A 19,173-nucleotide genomic window follows, 5' to 3' on the forward strand; every position below is an offset into this window, starting at 1 on the left:
ATGTTTTCATTTTCATTTAAAAATAGAATTGCGTTTAACTATATTGTAAGTAGTTCAATACTTATAGCTATTGTTTTTATTTCTATTTTTTCAATTGTAAACTATCGTGTAAATCAGCATATTAATGAAGAAATTCAGGAAGAATTATATAAACATTTAGATGATGTTTCTACTGATTCTAATGATACGTATTTAATTCAAGTGGATCAATGGCGTGCAAGAGAACACAATTCGTTTAGCGTAAATCCAGTTTTTGTTGAGTTTTATGATACGAATAAATTACTAATTGATAAATCACCAAATCTTAAAAATTCAAATATTAATTTATTAGAGAATGTTAAGAACAACACTTTTACGGATACTAAATTAAATGGTATCCCAATTAGACAAATTCAAACTCCAATTATAAATAAAGAAAAAATTGTGGGATATCTTGTAGTGGCTATGTCTTTAGAAGATTTGGAAATTGTGCAAATATTGAAGCATATTTTACTTATTTCGTATCCTTTAATCTTAATTTTACTCTATTTATTTGCCCGTTTTTTTGCTGGTAGAAGTATTATTCCGGTAAGTACTATTATTGAAACATCTGGAAAAATAACAAAAGACAATTTAAAAACACGAATTCCGTTACCCAATAATAAAGACGAATTGTTTGCATTATCTCAAACGATAAATAATCTTCTAGATAGAGTTGAAAACGCAATTGAAAGAGAAAAACAATTTACTTCTGATGCCTCTCATGAATTACGTACACCATTAGCGGTTATTAAAGGAACAATGGAAGTATTAATTCGAAAACCTCGAAATCAGCAAGAATACGAGGAGAAAATACAATTTTGTATTTCAGAAGTTGATCGCTTGAATCATATGGTTGACCAATTATTATTGTTAGCTCGATTTGAAAACCAAAAGCAAAATATTAAAAAAGAAACCATTTATTTAAATGCTTTAATCTTAGACAATCTTACCCGTTTTTCTGATAAAATTGACAGTAAAAAATTAAAAGTGATTACTTCATTTAATGAAGATTATTACATAGAATCAGATAATTATCTAGTTTCAATAATTGTAAGTAACCTAATTTCAAATGCTATAAAATATTCCAATAATGAAACCGAAATCAATATTACAATCTGGAACGATAATGAAACGGTTCTGTTTTCTATTTCAGATAATGGTATTGGCATAGCATCTGAAGATATTGAAAAAATATTTACTTCTTTTTATCGTTCAAATGTTGCCAATCATACCCAAATCAAAGGAACTGGATTAGGTTTATCTATTGTAAAAAGATTATGCGATTTATTAAAAGTAGATATTAATTTAACCAGCCAACTCGAAAAAGGAACAACCTTTGTTTTAAGATTTCCAACATTCAACATTAAGTAGTTCTTAAGATTATTTCTATTTTTATTCCTTAATTTTGTAGTGTAGTTTTTTACTATCTTTATCAACTACTTTAATAAATTATGAATAAAATAATTGCCATAATATTAGTTTCTATCTTTATGTGTGCTAACACATCGATTGGGCAATTAGTAAAAGTTCCTAATTTAATAGAACACTATATTGATCATAAAAACGATTGTACTTCAAAATCCATTTCTTTTATTGATTATCTCGTTTTACATTATTCTAAAAATGCAGAGAACAATTTAGAGCATCAAGATTTACCTTTCAAAACATTTGATACCTCAAGTAGTTCTTTGTTTGTGTTTTCTCATTTTAATTATCAAATTTCACCTGTAAAAACGTTGGTTTCAAACTCCAAATTGTTTTTATATAATGAATCATTTCAATCCAATAGTATAGCTGCTATTTGGTTACCTCCTAAGATTTCCTAACATTTTGATGTGATTGATTTCCATTGAAATCAATTGTTTGTATCGTTTCAGATGCTTTTTATTAATTATTATAAAATACTAAAATGTTAGAAAAAATTATTGCTTTTAGTTTAAGAAACAAGCTAATTGTTTTATTGTTTACCTTGGGGGTTTTTGGATTTGGATTATTCTCCGTATTTCAAATTTCAATTGGAGCTGTTCCTGATGTAACAAATAATCAGGTGCAAGTAATTACTACTTCTCGAAATTTATCAACTCAAGATATCGAACAATATATTACGTATCCTGTTGAAATTGAAATGGCCAACTTGCCAAGTGTAAAAGAAATACGTTCCATTTCAAAGTTTGGATTATCTGTAGTAACCATTGTTTTTGAAGACGAGATAGGTACGTATTTACCACGTCAGTTAATAGCCGAAAAAATCAAAACGGCTTCTGAAAAAATTCCTCAAGGATTTGGAACTCCAGAAATGGGTCCCATCACTACAGGATTGGGAGAAATTTATCAATATACTCTAGAAGTTAAACCCGAATTTAAAAACCAATATACCGTAACCGATTTAAGAACTATTCAAGATTGGATTGTTAAACGTCAGTTGTCAGGAATCAAAGGTGTGGTTGAAATTAATACTTGGGGTGGCTATTTAAAACAATATGAAATTGCTTTGCATCCTTCAAGTTTGAAAGCAATGAATATTACTACTACTGATGTTTTCAATGCATTAGAGAAAAATAATAGTATTGCTGGAGGTTCGTATATAGAAAAAACCAATGAAAGTTATTTCATTCGTGGAGAAGGAAAAGTAAATTCCATCGAAGATATCCAAAATATTGTGGTAAAAAATGATTTTGGTACTCCAATTTACATCAAAGATGTTGCGCAAGTTCAATTTGGACATGCTAATCGTTTTGGTGCTATCACTGGAAATGGAGAAGGAGAAAAAGTGTTAGGGCAAGTAATGATGCTAAAAGATGCCAATTCCAAACAAGTTATTGATGATGTAAAACACAGAATTGCCGAAATTGAAAAATCCTTACCCGATGGAGTTTACATAAATGGTTTCCTTGAACGTAGTGAACTTGTAGGAAAAACAACTTTTACAGTAGCAGAAAACCTAATTTTAGGTTGTTTAATCGTAATTTTTGTGGTGGTAGTTTTACTTGGAAACTGGCGTTCAGGATTAGTGGTGGCCTCTGTTATTCCGTTATGTTTGCTTTTTGCCATTACTTTTATGAATATCTTTAAAATTGATGCCAACTTAATGAGTTTAGGAGCTATCGATTTTGGAATTATCATTGATGGGGCTGTAATTATTGTAGAATTTATTGCCTTTCAAATTGTTAGCAAATCATCACATTTGGTAGGTTTAAGCAAAAAAGATCGTCAGGAAGAAATTGATCAAATTACATATAAGAGTGCTTCAAAAATGATGAACTCTGCTGTTTTTGGGCAGTTGATTATTCTTATAGTATTTATCCCAATTTTATCACTTTCAGGAGTAGAAGGTAAAATGTTCAAACCTATGGCAATGACATTCAGTTTTGCTTTATTGGGTGCTATGTTGTTTTGCTTTACCTATGTTCCGGTGGCGGCTTCCTTATTTTTAAAACCGCAAGAGGAAAATCCAAATTCATTCTCAAATCGTTTAATCAATAAATTGAATTCATGGTACTTACCGGTTATCAAATGGGCGTTGCAAAACACTAAAAAAGTGCTTTCAGGTGCTGTAGCTATTTTGGTAATCGCGTTGGCTTTGTTTTCAACTATGGGTGGCGAATTTATTCCGCAGTTGGACGAAGGAGATTTCGTAATTCAACCCGTTTTAAAAACAGGTACTTCATTAAGTAAAACCATTGAAACCACTACAAAAATTGAGAAAACCATTTTGAAAAATTTCCCAGAAGTGGAACAAGTAGTGAGTAGAATTGGTGCTGCTGAAGTTCCTACTGATCCAATGAGTATGGAAGAAAGTGATGTTATTGTGAAATTAAAACCAAAATCGGAATGGGTTTCGGCGCATACTAAAGACGAATTGGCAGATAAAATTAAAGTGGCAATCGAAAAACAAATTCCTAATATGGAAATTGAATTTACGCAACCTATTGAAATGCGTTTTAACGAATTAATTTCAGGTTCACGTTCCGATGTAGCAATTAAAATTTTTGGTGAAGATTTGGATATTTTAGCTAAAAAAGCACATGAAGTTGAAAAAGCCATTCGAAATGTTGAAGGCGCTTCTGATATTATCATCGAAAAAACAGAAGGTTTACCTCAAATGTTTGTACAATACGACCGTAGTAAAATTGCTCGTTATGGTTTAAACATTGCTGATTTAAACGAAATTATTGCTTTAGGTTTTGCAGGTAAAGTTGCGGGAAATGTTTTTGAAGGTGAAAAACGCTTCGATATGGTCATTCGCTTAAATCAAACGAATAGAAAAGATATTGAAGATTTACGAAATTTATATGTACCAACTCCTAATGGCGAACAAATTCCATTACGTGAATTAGCCAATATCAGCTATACCGAAGGACCAGCAAAAATATCTCGTGATAATACCAACAGAAGAATCGTTGTGGGAATTAACGTTAGAAACAGAGATTTACAAAGTGTAGTTGACGATGTAAAAAAAATCATCAATTCTAAAATCGATTTGCCTCCAGGATATCGAGTTACTTATGGAGGACAATTTGAAAATTTAGAAAGTGCTAAAGCACGTTTAATGATAGCCGTTCCTATTGCTTTGTTCTTAATTTTCATCATGTTGCATTTTGCATTTGGTTCTATCAAAGAAGCTATGATGGTGTATACAGCCATTCCATTATCTGCAGTAGGAGGTGTTTTATTTCTTTGGTTGCGCGATTTACCTTTTAGTATTTCAGCTGGAGTAGGATTTATTGCTCTTTTTGGTATCGCGGTTTTAAACGGAATTGTATTAATCGAACATTTTAAAGAATTAAAACATAGTGGAAAATTTACCGATATGAACGAACTCATCTTAAAAGGAACTACCGATAGACTTCGACCTGTTTTATTAACAGCCGCAGCTGCAGCCTTAGGGTTTCTACCAATGGCAATTTCGTCTGGTGCAGGTGCCGAAGTACAAAGACCTTTAGCAACAGTTGTAATTGGTGGTTTAATTACAGCCACTTTATTAACCTTGATTGTTCTTCCTATTTTGTTTAAAATTTATGATGAAAAAGAGGAGAAAAAATTAAAATTCAAAAATATTAAACTAACAACACATATTATCATTCTATTCTTTGGTACTACTTTATCTTATGGTCAAGAAAACAATACCGAATTAGATAGTTTGGTGGCTGGAGCTTTACAAAATAATAGAAGCATCAAATCAGGTCAACTACAAGTAGATAAAGCAAAACAAGCTACCAAATTGGCCTACGATTTTAACAAAACGAATGTATATTATAGCTATGACGAAAACAATTTAGCAGTTAACAATTTGCCATTAAAAGTTTTTGGAGCCCAACAAACTTTTTCTTTCCCAACTGTATATGGAGCTCAAAGAAAAGTTTACATGGCGGAATATGAAAAGGAACAAGCGGGTTTTGAAATACAAAAAAACAAACTAACGCTTGAAATTTCTAAAGTGTATTATGAGGTGGTGTATTTAAATCATCAAGAAAAATTATATCGATATTTAGATAGTTTGTACCAAAATTTCTCTAAAGCTAGTAATAGAAGATTTGAATTGGGAGAAACTAATTATCTAGAAAAAATCACGGCAGAAGCCAAGTTTAGACAGATTAGAACCAAGTTGTCTCAAATTGATAAAGCAAAAGCGGCTCAGTTGGAATTGCTACAAGCATTAGTACAATTCGATACTAAAGTTGATGTAAAATCTTCAGAAATTAAACCTTTAAGCACTTTGAATAATAATTCAAGTAAAGATTTATATACATCTTATTTAGAAACATTTACAAAAAAATATAAAGCTAATGAGAGTTTGCAAAAGCAAAATTGGTTACCTGATATTAATTTAGAGTATTTTCAAGGGAATAACACCGGTTTATCTCAATCTTTATATGGTTTCCAAGTTGGATTATCGATTCCGATATTGTTTAATGGAAATATAGCAAAATCGAAAGTAGCTAAGTTAGAAACGCAAGCTTGGGAACAACAAAAGCAAAACGAAGAAACTAAAATTGAGGCGTATATCAATCAAAAGAATAATGAGTTAATTCAGTTTCAACAAGCAATTGACTATTATAACCAATACGGTAAAAAAGTATCGGATGAAATCATTAAAGTGGCTAACAATAGTTACAAACACGGAGAAATTGACTTTTTTCAATATATCTTAAGTTTGGAGAATGCAACCACTATCCAAGTAGAATACTTAGATGCTGTTATTCAATACAATAAAACAAAATTAGATTTACAATACATTAATTTTTAATATCCATAAAAATGAAAAATATATTCAAATTAATCGCCTTATTTGCTTTAATAACTTCTTGTAAAAACGAAGTAGTAGAGGAGCCACAAAAAGAAGATGGATTAATAACAGTAACTAAGGAACAGTTTCAATCTACTCAAATGGAGTTGGGCACGCTTGCTTCACAAGATTTCAATGTAACTATCAAATCTTCTGGAAAAATTGATGTACCGCCTCAGTATAAAGCTAAAATCACTCCTTTTATTGGCGGTTATGTAAAAACTACAAAATTATTAGTAGGAGATAAAGTAACTAAAGGTCAGGTATTACTAACATTAGAAAATACGGAATATCTTGATATTCAAAAAGATTACGTTGAAGTGGCGGAACAAATTAACTATTTAAAATCAGAATTTGAACGTCAGAAAACCTTATACAACGAGAAAATTACGTCACAAAAGAATTATTTAAAAGCAGAAAGCGAATACCGTCAAGCAAAAGGAATGTATCAAGGGCTTCGCGAAAAATTACTGTTATTAAATATCAATCCAGCTAATGTTGAGAAAGGAAATTTTACATCTGTAATTACGTTAGTTGCCCCAATTTCAGGAGATGTAACGGTTTTAAATGCTAATGTGGGAATGTTCATGTCACCATCCGATGTTATTATGGAAATTGTTGATACTAATTATTTGCATTTAAACTTGAGCATTTTTGAAAAAGACATTTTGAAAGTAAAAGCGGGTCAAGACATTAATTTTACTATTCCAGAGGCAAGTAAAGATAACTTTTTATCAAAAGTACAATTGGTTGGGAAATCAATTGAAAATAAAGACAGAACAATTTCGGTTTTTGGTGTTTTGAATCCTACTGATAAATCAAAATTATTATCAGGAATGTTTGTAGAAGCCAATATTATTATCGACTCTAAAAAAGGTTTTGGTATTCCTATTGATGCTTTAATTACAGAAGAGAACAAAAATTTCGTACTTTTATTACAAGAAAATGCAACTAATGGTGACTATATTTTCAAGAAAACACTTGTCAATATTGGAGAAAAGTCAGAACAATATGTTGAGATTTTACCTAACAAAAATATTAATGAAAACTCTAAATTATTAACAAAAGGAGTTTTCGATTTAACTAATTAAAACTTTATAAATTATGAATCAAGCACATTTGCACATGGTTTTTAACCATTTTCCAATCATCGGATTATTCTTCGGAATTGGAATTTTAGCATACGGAATCATCAAAAAACAAACCATTTTAGTAAATACAGCATATGTAATTTTCATAGTTTGTATGATTATGGCAAAAGCCACTATGATGACTGGAGAAGGAGCAGAGGAAATTGTTGAAGAATTAGGTATATCACATGACATCATTCACGAGCACGAAGAAATTGCTGAAACCTTCATGAAAATACTTTATGCCTTAGGAATTCTTTCAATTTTAGGCTTAGTTGCTAATGTAAAAAAACATGCAAAAGCAGCGATTGTTTCTTATGTTGTTTTAGTTTTAGCAATTGGCGCTGCAGTTTTGTCTAAATCTGTTGGAACTTCTGGTGGCGAAATTCGTCATACTGAAATTCGTGCTAATGCTAATGTGGGTAATGCTTCGGAGACAAATAGCGAACAAGAATCTCACGACGATGACCACTAAACAAAAAATAAAATTTCAATAACATTTTGTTTATTCGAAAAATTAGTTGTTAACTTTGCAACGTTAAATAATAACAGAAATTATGTTTTTAAATCAATTACATCATCATCATCATACCTCCGCTCAAGCGAAGTAATGATGCTATGTAATTAAATCATATAAATCAGAAACCCGTTTGAGTACATCAGGCGGGTTTTTTATTGTTTAGCATTTTCAAAATCTTCTTGGTGTACTCATTTTAAATCAAATTAAATTTAAAATGAAAACGTTAAAAATTGCGATTCAAAAATCAGGTCGGTTACACGATGAAAGTATCCAAATCTTAAAAGATTGCGGAATTTCAGTGTATAATGGTAATGACCAACTCAAAGTTACCGCTTCCAATTTTCCTCTAGAAGTGTACTATTTACGAAATTCAGATATTCCACAATATTTGATTGATGGAGTGGTAGATATTGCCATCGTAGGGGATAATTTATTGGTAGAAAAAGGACAAAACATTCAAATTGCTGAGAAACTAGGATTTTCCAAATGCAAAGTATCAGTAGCGGTTCCAAAGAGTTTTAACTACAACTCGATTCAAGATTTAAATGGATTACGCGTTGCCACTTCCTATCCAAAAACTGTGGTGGATTACTTTTCTTCGAAAGGAATTACTGTAGACATTCACCAAATCTCAGGTTCGGTTGAAATTGCCCCAAACATCGGACTTTCCGATGCGATTGTAGATATCGTTTCTAGCGGAAGTACTTTATTTAAAAACGGTTTAAAAGAAGTAGAAGTCATTCTGAAAAGCGAAGCCGTTTTAGCGGTTTCTCCTCAAATTTCGGAAGATGCCAAACAAGTTTTATCCAAACTTCAATTCCGAATTCAAGCGGTTTTGCGTTCGAGAAAATCGAAATATATTTTGATGAATGTTCCCAATGATAAAATCTCAGAAATCAGTAAAATTCTTCCTGTATTAAAAAGTCCAACGGTTATGCCATTAGCAGAAGAAGGTTGGAGTAGTGTGCATTCTGTAATTGATGAAGATAAATTTTGGGAAGTCATCGACCAATTAAAAGAAGCTGGAGCCGAAGGGATTTTAGTTTGCCCAATTGAGAAAATGGTATTGTAAATGAATTAAACACATAGGTACAAAGAAATTTTGATAATTAAGAATTTAAAAAGCATTGCATTTTACACATAGCTATGTTAACTATCTAAAGTGAAACGCCTGAAGTTTTAGACAAAAAAATAAAAACTATGTGACTATGTGTTTCAAAAAATAAAAATAGGATCATGAAAAAAATATACAACCCACAACCCGAAACTTGGTCAGAAATTTGCAAAAGACCCACCCAAACATTCTCTGATGTAGAAGAAACGGTAAAACAAATTTTCAAAGAAGTACAACAAAAAGGAGATAAAGCCATAGCAAAATATGCCTCTTTCTTTGATGGTGTAACTTTAGAAAATATTCAAGTATCACCAGAAGAAATTGAAATTGCTAAAAAGGAAGTTTCTTCCGAATTAAAAGAAGCCATTCAATTGGCCAAATCAAATATCGAACAATTTCACGCTGCTCAAAAAACGGATAAGATTGTAGTTGAAACGACTGTCGGAGTTACGTGTTGGCAAGAAAAACGTCCAATTCAAAAAGTTGGATTATACATTCCAGGAGGAACAGCTCCTTTGTTTTCCACAGTTTTGATGTTAGCTATTCCAGCAAAATTAGCAGGTTGTCAAGAAATTGTATTGTGTTCGCCATCGGATAAAAATGGGAAAATAAATGCTGCAATTTTATATGCTGCTGATTTGTGTGGCGTAACTAAAATCTACAAAGTGGGCGGAATTCAAGCGATTGCCGGAATGACATTCGGAACAGAAACCATTCCACAAGTCTATAAAATTTTCGGACCTGGAAATCAATTTGTTACCATAGCGAAACAATTTGCTTCACAAAACGGCGTAGCTATCGATATGCCAGCTGGTCCAAGCGAATTATTAGTTTATGCAGATGAAAAGGCCATTCCAAGTTTTGTAGCTTCTGATTTATTAAGTCAAGCCGAACACGGAAAAGATAGCCAAGTAATTTTGGTTACTACCAATAAAAATATCTTAAATGATGTAGAAGAAGAAATCTACAAGCAATTAAAAGAACTTCCAAGACAAGAAATCGCCCAAGTTGCCATTCAAAATTCAAAATTAATATTCGTTGAAACCGAAAAAACGGCTTTATCATTAATTAACGAATACGGTCCAGAGCATTTTATCGTATGTTCTAAGAATGAAGATTATTTCGTTGACGGCATTCTAAATGCGGGCTCGATTTTTATTGGAAATTATACCCCTGAAAGCGCTGGAGATTATGCTTCAGGAACCAATCACACGTTGCCAACAAATGGTTATTCAAAGAGTTATAGCGGTGTAAATCTAGATAGTTTCTTAAAAGCGATGACCTTCCAAAAAATATCAAATGAAGGAATTCAAAACATCGGAAAAGCGATAGAAACAATGGCGGAAGCTGAAGGTTTACAAGCTCACAAAAATGCAGTTACAATACGATTAAAATAACAATTATGATATTAGAAAACTTAATCCGAGAAAACGTTAAAAAATTGAGTCCCTATTCCTCAGCACGAGACGAATTTGAACAGTTTACAAAACCCATGATTTATTTGGATGCGAATGAAAATCCGTTTTCCAATGGAATGAATCGTTATCCAGATCCACAACAAAAGGAACTGAAAGCCATTATTGCAGATAAAAATAATGTTTCAAAAGAAAACATTCTTTTAGGAAATGGCAGTGATGAAGTTTTAGATTTGATTTTCAGAGCTTTCTGTGAACCGAATCGCGATAATATCATCTCTTTACCGCCAACATATGGAATGTATGGTGTTTTAGCCAATATTAACGCTATTGAAAATCGTGAAGTTTTGTTAAATGAAGAATTTCAACCAAATGTAGAAGCCATTCTTAATGCTGTCGATAACAATACGAAAATCATCTTTTTGTGTTCTCCTAACAATCCAACAGGAAATTCTTTCACAGATGCATCGGTAATTAAAATTCTGAATCAATTCAAAGGGTTGGTGGTAATTGATGAAGCCTATATCGATTTTTCAAATGAAGTGAGTTGGTTAACGGTTTTAAAAGATTTTCCTAATTTGATTATTACCCAAACGTTGTCAAAAGCCTATGCAATGGCGGGTTTACGAATTGGAATTTTATATGCTTCTAGAGAGATTATTGCAGTTTTGAATAAAATCAAGCCACCTTATAACATCAATGGTTTGTCGCAAGAAACAGCAGTTAAAAAATTGTTGCAAAGTACCATGCCAACACAAGTAAAGAAAATATTGGTGGAGAAAAACAAACTCATTGAATCACTTTCAAAATGTGAATTTGTTGAGAAAATATTTCCTTCGGATGCCAATTTTATTTTGATCAAAGTAGATGATGCCAATTTTAGATACCAACAATTTATAGAAAATGGAGTAGTGGTTCGGAACAGAAGCAATCAACCTTTATGCGAAAATTGCTTACGAATTAGTATAGGAACTAAAGAAGAAACCGAACAAATTATTGAATTATTAAAAACCTTCAACAATGCCGAAAAGAGTATTATTTATAGATAGAGATGGGACTTTGGTTTTAGAGCCAGAAAATTATCAATTGGACAGTTTAACCAAATTAGAATTCTATCCAAAAGTGTTTCAATTCTTGAGTAAAATAGCCAAAGAATTGGACTTCGAATTGGCAATGGTGACCAATCAAGATGGTTTAGGAACTGAAAGTTTTCCTGAAGAAACGTTTTGGCCAACCCAAAATTTTATCTTAAAATCATTTGAAAATGAGGGAGTAACATTCAATGAAATTTTTATCGATAAAAGTTTTCCAGAAGAAAATGCGTCAACCAGAAAACCAAGAACTGGAATGCTAACCAAGTATTTGAATAATTCAGATTATGATTTAGAGAATTCTTTTGTAATTGGCGATAGAATTACCGATGTGGAATTGGCAAAAAACTTAGGTTCTAAAGCAATTTTTATTAAAAACGAAGCGAACTTAGGTGGAAATGAAATCGCAACTTCTTTAGAAGAATTACAAAATGTAATTGCGTTGCAAACAACTGATTGGCAAAGTATTTATGAATTTCTAAAATTGAATGAAAGAACAGCTTCTATTTCTAGAAAAACGAATGAAACAGACATTGTTATCACATTAAATTTAGACGGAACAGGAAAAAGCAATATCAACACTGGAATTTCCTTTTTTGACCACATGTTGGACCAAATTGCGCGTCATGGACAAATGGACTTAGATATTCAAGTCAAAGGTGATTTAGAAGTTGATGAACACCACACAATCGAAGACACCGCAATTGCTTTAGGCGAAGTGTTTGCCAAAGCGTTAGGTAATAAATTAGGCATCGAACGTTACGGTTTTTGTTTACCAATGGACGATTGTTTGGCGCAAGTAGCAATTGATTTTGGTGGAAGAAATTGGCTAGTTTGGGAGGCAGAATTCAAACGCGAAATGATTGGTCAAATGCCAACTGAAATGTTTTTTCACTTCTTCAAATCGTTCACCGATGGAGCAAAAGCGAATTTAAATATCAAAGCAGAAGGCACAAACGAACACCATAAGATTGAAGCGATTTTTAAAGCCTTAGCAAAAGCCATAAAAGTGGCTGTGAAAAGAGATACAGAAAAAATGATATTACCCTCAACTAAAGGAATGATATAAAAAAAGTAATCAGTCACAGTCTCAGTTGGCAGAAATAACTCGTTTTGAACTGCGACTGCGACTGAAAACTGCGACTATATAAATATGAAAATAGCAATAATAGATTACGGAGCCGGAAATGTACAAAGCGTTTTATTTGCTTTGGAACGACTTGGTTTTGCGGGAATTGTTTCAAATGATTGGAACACGATAAAATCTGCGGATAAAGTCATTTTCCCAGGTGTAGGCGAGGCGAGTAGTGCTATAAAAATGTTGGTGGATAGTGGTTTAGATATATTGATTCCAACTTTAAAACAACCGGTTTTAGGGATTTGTTTGGGCATGCAATTGATGTGTAAACATTCGGAAGAAGGCAATACCAATGGTTTAGGAATTTTTGATGTTAATGTAGTGAAGTTTTCAAACGAAGTGAAAGTCCCACAAATGGGTTGGAATACGATTTACAATTTGAAATCGCCATTATTCAATGGAATTAAAGAAAACGAATTCATGTATTTGGTGCACAGTTATTATGCGTCATTGTCAGAAAACACCATTGCTACTACGAATTATGAACAAGAATACAGCACAGCATTACAACGTGATAACTTCTTCGGAGTACAATTCCACCCAGAAAAGAGTGGTATTTTCGGAGAACAAATTTTGAAAAACTTTCTCAACCTATAACCTATTAACAATTACCCAAAACCTAAAAAAATGAGAATAATCCCAGCTATAGACATCATCGAAGGAAAATGCGTCCGACTTTCCAAAGGTGATTATGAAACAAAGAAAATATACAACAAAAATCCGCTTGAAGTGGCGAAATCCTTTGAAGCACATGGAATTCAGTATTTGCATTTAGTGGATTTAGATGGAGCAAAATCAAACCGAATTGTGAACTATAAAATATTGGAACAAATTGCTTCTAAAACGAGTCTAAAAATCGATTTTGGTGGCGGTTTAAAATCTGATGCCGATTTGAAAATCGCTTTTGAAAGTGGCGCGAATCAAATCACGGGTGGAAGTATTGCTATCAAACAACCCGAAGTTTTCAAGAATTGGTTGCAACAATACGGAGCAGATAAAATCATTTTAGGAGCTGATGCCATGAATGAAAAAGTGGCCATTTCAGGTTGGTTAGAAGAATCGAAAGAAGAAGTCATTCCTTTTATTCAAAGTTACCAACAAGAAGGCATTCAATACGTGATTTGCACCGATATTTCTAAAGATGGTATGCTAGAAGGACCAAGTTTTGAATTGTATCAAAGAATTTTAGATTTCGATTTGTCAAATCGAGCAGGTCAAATCGAGCGAAGTCGAGAAGCGAGATTAAAACTAATTGCCTCTGGAGGCATTTCAACATTCGATGAATTACCAAAATTAGCCGAATTAGGTTGCGAAGGCACCATCATTGGAAAAGCCATCTATGAAGGAAGAATTACCTTAAAACAATTAGAAAATTACATAATAAACCTGACAGGTTTTTGAAACCTGTCAGGTTTAAAACAAAAAAATATGCTTACAAAAAGAATTATTCCTTGTTTAGACATCAAAAACGGTCGAACTGTTAAAGGTGTCAATTTTGTGGATTTAAAAGATGCAGGTGACCCCGTAGAATTGGCAAAAAAATATGCTGAAACCGGTGCTGACGAACTTGTTTTCTTAGATATTTCGGCTACGGAAGAACGTAGGGCTACTTTAATCGACTTGGTTCGAAAGGTAGCGGCAGCAGTCAATATTCCGTTTACGGTTGGTGGTGGTATTTCATCTGTTGCTGATGTAGATGTGTTGCTTCGCAATGGTGCAGATAAAATTTCTATTAATTCTTCAGCCGTTAAAAATCCTGATTTAATTGATGAAATTGCAGCAAAATATGGAAGTCAGTGCGTGGTTGTTGCTATAGATGCCAAACAAATTGATGGTAATTGGATCGTTCATTTGGTTGGCGGAAAAGTGCCTACGGAATTGAATTTATTCGATTGGGCAAAAGAAGTTGAGTTACGTGGTGCAGGAGAAATCTTATTCACTTCCATGAATAACGATGGCACTAAATATGGTTTTGCTAATGATGCCTTAGCCAAGTTATCGGAAATCGTAAACATTCCCATTATCGCTTCTGGTGGTGCGGGAACTATAGAGCATTTTGCGGAAACTTTTATTAATGGGAAAGCGGATGCTGCTTTAGCGGCTAGTGTTTTTCATTATCAAGAAATCGAAATTCCGGAATTAAAACAGTTTTTAAAAGAAAAAGAAATTAGTATTCGATTATAATTTTTTGCCACAGATTACACTGATTTGCACGGATTAAAAAAGTGAATTCATATATTAGATAATCCGTAAATCTATTGAATAGAGCATAGAAAAATAATTATAAACTTATAACAAAACTCTGTGAAACTTCGTGCTTAACTTAGTGGAACATTGTGTAATAAAATATCATGAAAGTAAACTTCAACAAAACCCCAGACAACCTAATCCCAGCTATCATTCAAGACAATGAAACTAAAAACGTCTTAATGTTGGGCTACATGAATCAAGAAGCATTAGACCAAACCTTGACAACCAATAAAGTAACTTTCTTCAGTCGCACTAAAAATAGATTGTGGACAAAAGGTGAGGAGAGTGGTAATTTCTTAGAACTGATTTCTATCAAAGAAGATTGTGATTACGATACACTATTAGTGAAAGTAAAACCAGTAGGTCCAACTTGTCATACAGGTTTAGATACGTGTTGGCAAGAATCTAATAATCAGGAATTTGGGTTTTTATCAAAATTAGAGAACACCATTGCAAAACGTAAAGAAAATGTCGATGCGGAGAAGAGTTATGTAGCTTCTTTATTTGCAAAAGGAATTAATAAAATAGCACAAAAAGTAGGAGAAGAAGCCGTTGAAGTAGTCATTGAAGCTAAAGACAATGATAACAATTTGTTCTTGTCTGAAAGTGCCGATTTATTGTTTCACTATTTGATATTATTGCAAGCGAAAGGGTTTCAGTTAAACGATGTTGTGAACGTTTTGAAGGAAAGAGAAAAATAAATTATTGGTTCTTTCGCTTTCCGGTTTCACGTTCGTATTGTTTTGCATGATATTCCTCGATTTCTTTTTGAATGGATTCGTCTTGAGGGTTTTCTTGTTGTCTTAAATACAACTCTTTTAATTCGGGTTGGGTAGAGTAATAGTGATTGATTATTACACTATTGGGTAAAATTAAACATCCTACAGATAACACTAAAAACACCACTGTACGAATAAGAAGGTTTTTATAGTAATTTTTTAGAAGATCTGTTGATTTGGCAAATAAAATTACTGCAACCCCAGCCAGAATAAAAGAAGTGGTAGCCCCAACAATTAGCATAGGAGCAGCCCCAGGCCAAAACATTAATTTAAATAATATACCAATTATGGATATGGAAAGCATCCAGCCAAAGACAATAGAAATTCCAATATTTTGAGTTTTAAAATTTTTATCACTAAAGAAATAAAAACCAAAAGGAAAGTAGCAAAAGGCTAATCCTAAAAGCGATATTATCATCAATGGACCTGCACCCGGCCAATGCATCAGTTTGAAAATAAGTGAGAGAATGAATATAAGGGATAATGTTTTTTCTGTTTTCATTTTGTTTTATATTTTTGTTAATAACCAAATGCCTTGAGAGGCAATTTCTTCATTACTTTCTGACATTATGTACCAGTTTCCATAAATAGAATTGAAATTTTCATCTAAAATGCCCTCATATTCAATTTCTAATGTCTTATTTTCATAAATTATTATTGAAGAATAATCATCAGAAATTACTGGATATTTAGGATAATGTTTTACAAAAGAAATGAAACTATCTTCTGTAAATCCTTTTATAGTAGCTTTTAATTTAACAGAAAAATCAGAACCATCTTCTTCCATTTCACCAGTAAAAGAACCATCTACATCAGTTATTGAAGCTTTAATTTGTACTCGTTGTCCAAAATAAGGTAGATCGTAACCTATTCCATATTCATAAAAGCCTTGCCAATTGCCTGTTAAATTCATTTATTAATTCTATTTTAACTTTACTAATTAAATAATCTATTATTTTAGACGGATGCTTTCCTTTTAAATTTATTCAAATATATCCAAAATTCTCCAAAAATTCTTACCTTTAAAAGAAAAAAAGGAACTATGCGATTTCACACAAGAAAGTGGGTAAAACCAGAAGATTTAAATGCCAATGGTACTTTATTTGGAGGCAAGATGTTGGCTTGGATAGATGAAGAAGCGGCTTTGTATTCGATAGTACAGCTAGAAAATTCTAGAGTTGTAACAAAGTATATGAGCGAAATCAATTTCATGAATTCGGCTAAACAGGGCGATATAGTAGAAATAGGGATTGATGTGGTCAAATTTGGAACCACGTCTTTGATACTCAAAAGTGAGGTGCGTAATATGATGACAAGAGAAACCATTATTTCTATTGATAACATTACGATGGTAAATTTAGGTGCTGATGGTAAGCCTGAGCCACATGGAAAAACAAAAATTGAATTTGTAGAAGATCGATTGAATAAATAAGAGTAACATAGTAATTATTTGATAATGGTTCATGGAAATAGATACAACTGGCCTTTGTAAAGGGCTTTGTTTAGTGTTGTTTGTTCTCGTTTAGGGATTGATTTATGGGTGTTCCAATAAAAATTAATTAAAGCGAATTGTTTTTTTTACGATTATTAAAAATATTTATTTACTGACATTCAAATGGTTGTGAAAGTTGATGTAAAAAATGTTTATTTTTTTTACTTTTTTCTTTTGAAAACGTTTGCAGAAATAAAAAATCGTTCTATATTTGCACTCGCAATACGGAAGTAGTGCACGACTTATTGGAGAAATGGCAGAGTGGTCGAATGCGGCAGTCTTGAAAACTGTTGACTGTAACAGGTCCGGGGGTTCGAATCCCTCTTTCTCCGCGGAATAGCTTATCAAAAGTTATCAAAACCTCGAAAATCTTAGGAATTTCGAGGTTTTTTGTTTTTACTACCTTTCAAAATATTCATTCTTTTTCAAAAATCAAGAGACCCCATCGAGACCCTAATTAAAAACTGATTTTTGGGTCTCGCTAAATTGAAAAATTAGTAGCAGCAAATTTCAACCAATCCACTATTGGTAAGCTGTTCAATAACCTTTTCAATTTTCAAACATCTTGATTTGTGGCAAACTTTAAAGTAAATTAATTAATAACTTAAAGGTTACCAAAAATGAATTCAAAAGTCACATTGCATTTCTATGCAAAATCAACCAAAGCCAATGGTAATGGATTATTACCAATTTATGTGCGATTAACAATCGATGGAAAGCGATTTGAGTACAGTACTAAAAAATTTATTGAGCCATCGAAATGGTCAACTGAATTAAGCAAAATGAAGGGTAATTCAGAAGAAGCTCGTTCAATAAATAACTTACTTGATTTTACAAGAAATCGAATAAACGAAATCCAATTTGAATTATTAAAAGATGGCGTATCATTAAACATCGATGAATTTAAAAATCGTTTACTCGGTATCAAAGAACGCGAACGTCTACTAATCTCAATCTTCACAGAACACAACCGAAAAATTAAAGAGTTGGTTGGAAGCGAGTACGCTCCAGGAACACTAGAACGTTACGAAACATCTTTAAAACACACAAAAGACTTTCTTCAATGGAAATTCAGAGTTTCTGATATTGATATTGAGAAAATAGATTATGCTTTTATTACAGAGTATGAATTTTATCTTCGTACAGAAAGAAAGTGTGCTAACAATACAGCTGTAAAGTATATTAAAAACTTCCACAAGATTATAAACATTTGCTTGGCCAATGGATGGCTGACAAAGGACCCATTTGCAAATTACAAAGCAAAAGTCAAAGAAGTAATTCGTGAATTCCTTACAGAACAAGAAATTCAAAGTTTGATGGAAAAAGAATTCGTTTCAGAACGATTGGAGTTAGTTCGTGACATATTTGTTTTCAGCTGCTTTACTGGATTAGCATATATAGACGTGAAACAACTAACACCGGATAATATTGTTTTAGGAATTGATGGTGATAAATGGATAAATAAAAACCGCCAGAAAACCGATACAAATTCAAAAATTCCTTTATTACCAACCGCCCAATATATCATGGATAAATATTCTGATTATCCTGTTAATAAAAATAAAGGTACCATACTTCCAATATTGTCAAACCAAAAAATGAATGCCTATCTTAAAGAAATTGCAACTGTTTGCGGAATCAACAAAGAACTAACATTCCATATAGCGCGACACACTTTTGCAACAACTGTAACATTGAGTAATGGAGTTCCAATTGAAACCGTAAGTAAAATGTTAGGACATACCAATCTAAAAACAACGCAGCATTATGCTAAGATTTTAGACAAGAAAATCAGTGAGGATATGCAGGTCTTAAAGGCTAAATTTAATACTAATTTGCAAACTCAAAGTAAATCAATGAATTACTAAAATATTATAAATATTGTAATATTTTTAAGATTTTATTTACATTTAATTTAATAGATTTTAGTTTATTTT

The 19,173-nt window shown here is 32.3% G+C and carries 17 protein-coding genes and 1 tRNA gene; 16 read left to right on the forward strand and 2 right to left on the reverse strand.

Features of this window, described 5'->3' with window-relative positions:
* From LOS86_RS07020 to hisIE, 13 genes are all read left to right on the forward strand, one after another.
* A complete protein-coding gene (locus LOS86_RS07020; RefSeq protein ID WP_231841374.1) occupies nt 1–1,392 on the forward strand; it encodes a sensor histidine kinase in 1,392 nt (463 codons plus the stop codon).
* An 80-nt stretch (nt 1,393–1,472) separates the two neighbouring features.
* Nucleotides 1,473–1,847: a hypothetical protein gene (locus LOS86_RS07025; RefSeq protein WP_231841375.1), complete on the forward strand. Its 375-nt coding sequence runs from the start codon at nt 1,473–1,475 to the stop codon at nt 1,845–1,847.
* Nucleotides 1,848–1,930: 83 nt separating this feature from the next.
* Entirely contained in the window at nt 1,931–6,268 is a 4,338-nt protein-coding gene (locus LOS86_RS07030) for a CusA/CzcA family heavy metal efflux RND transporter (protein ID WP_231841377.1), read from the forward strand.
* A gap of 11 nt (nt 6,269–6,279) precedes the next feature.
* Nucleotides 6,280–7,398 carry an efflux RND transporter periplasmic adaptor subunit gene (locus LOS86_RS07035; RefSeq protein ID WP_231841378.1) on the forward strand — a complete coding sequence of 373 codons (1,119 nt, stop codon included), beginning with the start codon at nt 6,280–6,282 and terminating at the stop codon, nt 7,396–7,398.
* A gap of 13 nt (nt 7,399–7,411) precedes the next feature.
* Nucleotides 7,412–7,912 (forward strand): hypothetical protein, encoded by a 501-nt coding sequence (locus tag LOS86_RS07040; protein ID WP_231841379.1) that lies wholly within the window; start codon nt 7,412–7,414, stop codon nt 7,910–7,912.
* Nucleotides 7,913–8,171: 259 nt separating this feature from the next.
* Nucleotides 8,172–9,029, forward strand: a complete 858-nt coding sequence (hisG, locus tag LOS86_RS07045; protein WP_231841381.1) for an ATP phosphoribosyltransferase — start codon at nt 8,172–8,174, stop codon at nt 9,027–9,029.
* Between the two features lie 164 nt (nt 9,030–9,193).
* Entirely contained in the window at nt 9,194–10,468 is a 1,275-nt protein-coding gene (gene hisD, locus LOS86_RS07050; RefSeq protein ID WP_231841383.1) for a histidinol dehydrogenase, read from the forward strand.
* A gap of 5 nt (nt 10,469–10,473) precedes the next feature.
* Nucleotides 10,474–11,535 (forward strand): histidinol-phosphate transaminase, encoded by a 1,062-nt coding sequence (gene hisC, locus LOS86_RS07055; protein WP_231841385.1) that lies wholly within the window; start codon nt 10,474–10,476, stop codon nt 11,533–11,535.
* Nucleotides 11,507–12,646: a bifunctional histidinol-phosphatase/imidazoleglycerol-phosphate dehydratase HisB gene (gene hisB / locus LOS86_RS07060; RefSeq protein ID WP_231841386.1), complete on the forward strand. Its 1,140-nt coding sequence runs from the start codon at nt 11,507–11,509 to the stop codon at nt 12,644–12,646. Before hisC ends, hisB begins: the two co-directional genes overlap by 29 nt.
* 84 nt (nt 12,647–12,730) lie before the next feature.
* A complete protein-coding gene (hisH, locus tag LOS86_RS07065) occupies nt 12,731–13,312 on the forward strand; it encodes an imidazole glycerol phosphate synthase subunit HisH (protein WP_231841387.1) in 582 nt (193 codons plus the stop codon).
* Nucleotides 13,313–13,342: 30 nt separating this feature from the next.
* Nucleotides 13,343–14,116, forward strand: coding sequence for a 1-(5-phosphoribosyl)-5-[(5-phosphoribosylamino)methylideneamino]imidazole-4-carboxamide isomerase (hisA, locus tag LOS86_RS07070; RefSeq protein WP_231841388.1), 774 nt, complete (start codon nt 13,343–13,345; stop codon nt 14,114–14,116).
* 27 nt (nt 14,117–14,143) lie between these two features.
* Entirely contained in the window at nt 14,144–14,899 is a 756-nt protein-coding gene (gene hisF / locus LOS86_RS07075) for an imidazole glycerol phosphate synthase subunit HisF (RefSeq protein ID WP_231841389.1), read from the forward strand.
* A 167-nt stretch (nt 14,900–15,066) separates the two neighbouring features.
* Nucleotides 15,067–15,666 carry a bifunctional phosphoribosyl-AMP cyclohydrolase/phosphoribosyl-ATP diphosphatase HisIE gene (hisIE, locus tag LOS86_RS07080; protein ID WP_231841390.1) on the forward strand — a complete coding sequence of 200 codons (600 nt, stop codon included), beginning with the start codon at nt 15,067–15,069 and terminating at the stop codon, nt 15,664–15,666.
* Between the two features lies 1 nt (nt 15,667).
* On the opposite strand, the gene LOS86_RS07085 is transcribed toward hisIE, so the two are convergent.
* Entirely contained in the window at nt 15,668–16,246 is a 579-nt protein-coding gene (locus LOS86_RS07085) for a hypothetical protein (protein ID WP_231841391.1), read from the reverse strand.
* 6 nt (nt 16,247–16,252) lie between these two features.
* Entirely contained in the window at nt 16,253–16,657 is a 405-nt protein-coding gene (locus LOS86_RS07090) for a hypothetical protein (protein WP_231841392.1), read from the reverse strand.
* A 129-nt stretch (nt 16,658–16,786) separates the two neighbouring features.
* On the opposite strand from LOS86_RS07090, the gene LOS86_RS07095 reads away from it, so the two are divergent.
* The 3 genes from LOS86_RS07095 to LOS86_RS07105 all read left to right on the forward strand — a co-directional run bounded on the left by LOS86_RS07095 (nt 16,787) and on the right by LOS86_RS07105 (nt 19,104).
* Entirely contained in the window at nt 16,787–17,176 is a 390-nt protein-coding gene (locus LOS86_RS07095; RefSeq protein WP_231841393.1) for an acyl-CoA thioesterase, read from the forward strand.
* Nucleotides 17,177–17,483: 307 nt separating this feature from the next.
* A tRNA-Ser gene (locus tag LOS86_RS07100) sits at nt 17,484–17,568 on the forward strand.
* Nucleotides 17,569–17,856: 288 nt separating this feature from the next.
* Nucleotides 17,857–19,104: a site-specific integrase gene (locus LOS86_RS07105; RefSeq protein WP_231841394.1), complete on the forward strand. Its 1,248-nt coding sequence runs from the start codon at nt 17,857–17,859 to the stop codon at nt 19,102–19,104.
* The last annotated feature ends 69 nt before the right edge of the window (nt 19,105–19,173 follow it).

Source organism: Flavobacterium cyclinae (genome assembly GCF_021172145.1).
Classification (GTDB): Bacteria; Bacteroidota; Bacteroidia; order Flavobacteriales; family Flavobacteriaceae; genus Flavobacterium; species Flavobacterium cyclinae.

Coding starts and splice junctions, on each gene's coding strand:
- hisC (WP_231841385.1), top strand. CDS start 10,474: ATGATATTAGAAAACTTAATCCGAGAAAACGTTAAAAAATTGAGTCCC.
- LOS86_RS07085 (WP_231841391.1), bottom strand. CDS start 16,246: ATGAAAACAGAAAAAACATTATCCCTTATATTCATTCTCTCACTTATT.
- hisG (WP_231841381.1), top strand. CDS start 8,172: ATGAAAACGTTAAAAATTGCGATTCAAAAATCAGGTCGGTTACACGAT.
- LOS86_RS07035 (WP_231841378.1), top strand. CDS start 6,280: ATGAAAAATATATTCAAATTAATCGCCTTATTTGCTTTAATAACTTCT.
- LOS86_RS07025 (WP_231841375.1), top strand. CDS start 1,473: ATGAATAAAATAATTGCCATAATATTAGTTTCTATCTTTATGTGTGCT.
- LOS86_RS07020 (WP_231841374.1), top strand. CDS start 1: ATGTTTTCATTTTCATTTAAAAATAGAATTGCGTTTAACTATATTGTA.
- LOS86_RS07095 (WP_231841393.1), top strand. CDS start 16,787: ATGCGATTTCACACAAGAAAGTGGGTAAAACCAGAAGATTTAAATGCC.
- hisA (WP_231841388.1), top strand. CDS start 13,343: ATGAGAATAATCCCAGCTATAGACATCATCGAAGGAAAATGCGTCCGA.
- hisH (WP_231841387.1), top strand. CDS start 12,731: ATGAAAATAGCAATAATAGATTACGGAGCCGGAAATGTACAAAGCGTT.
- hisD (WP_231841383.1), top strand. CDS start 9,194: ATGAAAAAAATATACAACCCACAACCCGAAACTTGGTCAGAAATTTGC.
- hisB (WP_231841386.1), top strand. CDS start 11,507: ATGCCGAAAAGAGTATTATTTATAGATAGAGATGGGACTTTGGTTTTA.
- LOS86_RS07030 (WP_231841377.1), top strand. CDS start 1,931: ATGTTAGAAAAAATTATTGCTTTTAGTTTAAGAAACAAGCTAATTGTT.
- hisF (WP_231841389.1), top strand. CDS start 14,144: ATGCTTACAAAAAGAATTATTCCTTGTTTAGACATCAAAAACGGTCGA.
- LOS86_RS07105 (WP_231841394.1), top strand. CDS start 17,857: ATGAATTCAAAAGTCACATTGCATTTCTATGCAAAATCAACCAAAGCC.
- LOS86_RS07090 (WP_231841392.1), bottom strand. CDS start 16,657: ATGAATTTAACAGGCAATTGGCAAGGCTTTTATGAATATGGAATAGGT.
- hisIE (WP_231841390.1), top strand. CDS start 15,067: ATGAAAGTAAACTTCAACAAAACCCCAGACAACCTAATCCCAGCTATC.
- LOS86_RS07040 (WP_231841379.1), top strand. CDS start 7,412: ATGAATCAAGCACATTTGCACATGGTTTTTAACCATTTTCCAATCATC.